Genomic DNA, 3422 nt, shown 5'->3' on the forward strand with positions numbered 1-3422 from the left:
TTGTCCCAGGACAACGAAAACTTCCTGGTTTTGATGCCATTTGCATTTCTTTTCGACACTTGAACGATGGTTCACTTTTGTTCGTCTTTCCAACTCATACATGACTTCTTTACGAAGCCTTTTCTGCAACGCTCACGACCAGGGCTCTTTACCTGGGCCGCTTGCAGTAGTTTGTAATCCGTTCCTGCAAACCGATTACGAAGGGCCTGCCTTCATCTTCCATGCTGCTTTCTACGACACACTTTCATCTAAAAACTAGCTCCTGCCCGGAGGCTGCTTAAGGCGACGCACAGCCTTCTCCACCCCTGGCGTGAACTTGATGACCCAGCGGTAAATGGTGATGTGGTCAACATCAAGCCCACGTTCCGCAGCCATCTCTTCAAGGTCCCGGTAACTGAGCTTATAGGAAAGATACCAGCGGACATGAAGCATGATGATCTGGCGCTCAAAACAATGTCCTCTGGTGTCAAAAAGCACGAGTCGGCCTCCCCAGGTTTTTGCAAGGGTAACGTCGCCTCATCCAGCTGCAACAGAGCCAAATAACTTCTAGGCATGTGATTGTTTCGCTTGGTAAACTCATCTTGAACTGAAGAGGAAATGCGATGCGATTTATTGTACTTGCCCTCGCGAGCTTGGTGACTAGCCTTCCGCCTAGTCTCGCTTTTTCGGGGAAAACTCCACTGGCAGATAGCTTGGAAGCTTATACGAAAAACCAGGGGCCGGCCTTGGGTATCTTAGTCGTCAGAAACGGTCAAATTGTTCGAAAGGATGCCTTTGGGTTTGAAACCCGCGAAAGCAAAGTAAAGGCAACGACCAAAACCAATTTCAACCTGGCTTCCAATTCCAAGCAATTTACCGCCTTCGCCGTGATGCTTCTGGAAAAAGCTGGAAAGATTGCGCCCCAGGACCCGGTCGGCAAATTCATACCCGACTGGCCTCAGTATGCGAAAGACGTCCAGATCAAACACTTAATCTCTCATACTTCGGGACTGCCTGACTATATTAGCGAGCTTTGCCTTTCGGGCAAAAAAGTCGCCAACAAGGATGTACTTGCCTTGCTCCGTAGCAAAGCTGCCCTGGATTTTGCAGCAGGGACACAACACGAGTACAGCAACACAGGGTACGTGATACTCGCTGAGGTGGTGGAGCAAGTGACACGTAGGCCCTTTTATGCCTTCATACAGGATAATATTTTTGACAAACTCGGAATGGTCAATTCAAAAGTCCTGCGAGCCGATGCTCATGACAAGGTTAATCATCGGGCGACGAGTTATACCGAGTGGCCGTTTTTCGAACCGAAATATTCAATTGGTTGTGATCTCGTCTATGGCGATGGAGGTGTTCTCACAAACCTGGATGATTATGCTCACTGGATGACAGCTCTTACGCAACCAGGGATGTTGGACCAAGCAAGCATCGACCGACTTTTTATGGCAGGGTCGACTCGCGATGGAAAGCCAATTGCCTACGGCTATGGTTGGGCGCTGCAAGAGGTTCAGGGAAAGCGCCTGATCATTCATGATGGCGCTTGGTTGGCTTTTCGTTCCATCGTCGGATATTGGCCCGAACAAAAACTATGGGTTGCGGTGCTGTCAGCATATTCGGCTGCTCCGATTAAGAATATCTTCAATGAGCTGTCTTCGGCGTATATGCAAGCCTCTCAACGTCCAGTCCTGGAGACAAAATAAATTCAGGATCAGGATCCTTGTTTTGAACCCTGGAATGTTTACTCCGGTGCTGGCAACAGATTTCGCACCTTTAAAGTAACCATAGCCACGAGCAAAACGAAACGCTTGTTCTTCCTATTGACCAGGAGTCATAGCTGCCATCGTGTTCGCGGGAGTCTTGCACTGGACATGGACACCTTCCTATGGGGTTGGTGTCAACCCGAAATGGGGGTTATGTTCAGTTTGCTAATGTAGAACAAATTCTTAATAATCTCGATTTCGAATACACTCGACACACAGAAGCCTTGAATGTCAAAGGTATTATTCTGATTAGCTGCTGGAAACAAGTTTTCCATTTTCCGAAATACGATCACTGCTCCTTCGCGATCCTGTATACTTGCCGATGCGACTGACGGCTTTTGTATCCCACTCCCCCGCTGCAGTGGTAGTGGAGAAGCCAGCAGGACCGATGGTTGACCGGGAGCTGCTCGACGATGAGCCAGCCGAAGATATCCATCCGGCCATAATCCTCAAAGCAAATAAGGCGACCATATTCATCAGTCCTCATATGGGCGCCGGTTGGATCGATTGAAGACACAAGCCCCGCCTGTGCCCAGACTCGCTCCCGCCGCATTTTGGTAAAAAGATCTGTCAGGTCAATTACCATGGCCCGGTTCCTCCTACATTTTCAGGACGACCGGGAGACCGAATAATTGCACCTGGATGGGGCTGAAACTTATCCATCATGAATAAACGACTCTATCATTTGGCACAAAAAACCATTGCCGATGACCTGCATCCATCAGGACCCACACGCGTGTTCTTCCCCCGCGGGTGATGATGCCCCCATGGATTCCATCGATCAAGACCCGCCGGCCACCCTCGGCATAGGAGTCAACGCGTCCGGGACCGGGTGCAAAGGATCCCAGGAAAGGCTCTCGAAACGGCAGGATCGAAGCCGGATCCAGCACCGGCAGCGACAGCTCCGATGCCAACAGGCGACGATGCTTCACTTCACCATCGATTTCCACAAGATAGGTGTCGAACTTTCGCGTGACAATCCTGCCACCCCTGCCGGATGTGACCACGCGTTGACCTGGATGGAATTTTTCTTTTACCTTCACGGAAACCCCTCCTTCACCTCCAGCGATGACCCCATTCATTGAGGGCCCGGTTTTTACAAAGCCATCTCAGAAAACCCGGCAATTCCTTTTTATGTATCAAATATTTATCAAGTCAGCTCGCGAGGAAATAAATTTTTTAGTCCTTGCGATTTTGCAAATGGATCATGATGGAAATGGATTGGTGTTGGCGGAAATTGTATCGAAATGCACGAAAGGTCTCACTCGCAGCAACGTCAGGCTTATCTGAAAGGAAAACCTCAACATCCTAAGGATGTGAGGCGATGAAACCACTACCTGCACGACTAAACCTAACAGGGTGTTCGTCCTCCGACTTAACCCGCGAGCATATTGTTATTCATGGAAGATTTTTTAGAAGATCAGTGTGAAAATCGTCACAGAGGTATCTAATAATTACAGGGCCCCGGAAAGAATGCTCAATAATCAATCACGCCGCTAAAATTATTGACTAAAAGATGCCTGCTGAGAGATTCAATCCTCCTCCTGAGGAGGTTTTTTCAATGCAATCTGACATACGGTTTGCCTTTTCCCTGGCTGATCAATTCGAGGCGAGTGCTGACTTCAGAAGCTCACGTGGAAAAAGATATTCCCTCTCTTTTCTTCTTAAGGCGAC

At 48.9% G+C, this 3422-nt stretch carries 4 protein-coding genes; 1 reads left to right on the forward strand and 3 read right to left on the reverse strand.

Annotated features, from left to right (window positions below; genetic code table 11):
* Window positions 1-255: 255 nt before the first annotated feature.
* The gene (locus tag VE954_RS44240; protein WP_414699004.1) at window positions 256-477 is read right to left on the reverse strand and encodes a hypothetical protein; all 222 of its coding nucleotides are present in this window, start codon (window positions 475-477) and stop codon (window positions 256-258) included.
* Window positions 478-602: 125 nt separating this feature from the next.
* Between VE954_RS44240 and VE954_RS13395 the strand changes: the two genes are divergently transcribed.
* Window positions 603-1688, forward strand: coding sequence for a serine hydrolase domain-containing protein (locus tag VE954_RS13395; RefSeq protein ID WP_324953510.1), 1086 nt, complete (start codon window positions 603-605; stop codon window positions 1686-1688).
* 349 nt (window positions 1689-2037) lie between these two features.
* Here the strand turns inward: VE954_RS13395 and VE954_RS13400 are convergent, their stop codons facing one another.
* The gene (locus tag VE954_RS13400) at window positions 2038-2334 is read right to left on the reverse strand and encodes a hypothetical protein (RefSeq protein ID WP_324953512.1); all 297 of its coding nucleotides are present in this window, start codon (window positions 2332-2334) and stop codon (window positions 2038-2040) included.
* A 76-nt stretch (window positions 2335-2410) separates the two neighbouring features.
* Entirely contained in the window at window positions 2411-2791 is a 381-nt protein-coding gene (locus VE954_RS13405) for a hypothetical protein (protein ID WP_324953514.1), read from the reverse strand.
* Window positions 2792-3422: the final 631 nt, after the last annotated feature.

The sequence above is a fragment of the Oligoflexus sp. genome, assembly GCF_035638955.1.
GTDB lineage: Bacteria > Bdellovibrionota_B > Oligoflexia > Oligoflexales > Oligoflexaceae > Oligoflexus.

What these genes read in the sequence shown, in the direction of transcription:
- VE954_RS13395 (WP_324953510.1), top strand. Translation starts at nt 603, where the DNA reads ATGCGATTTATTGTACTTGCCCTCGCGAGCTTGGTGACTAGCCTTCCG.
- VE954_RS13400 (WP_324953512.1), bottom strand. Translation starts at nt 2,334, where the DNA reads ATGGTAATTGACCTGACAGATCTTTTTACCAAAATGCGGCGGGAGCGA.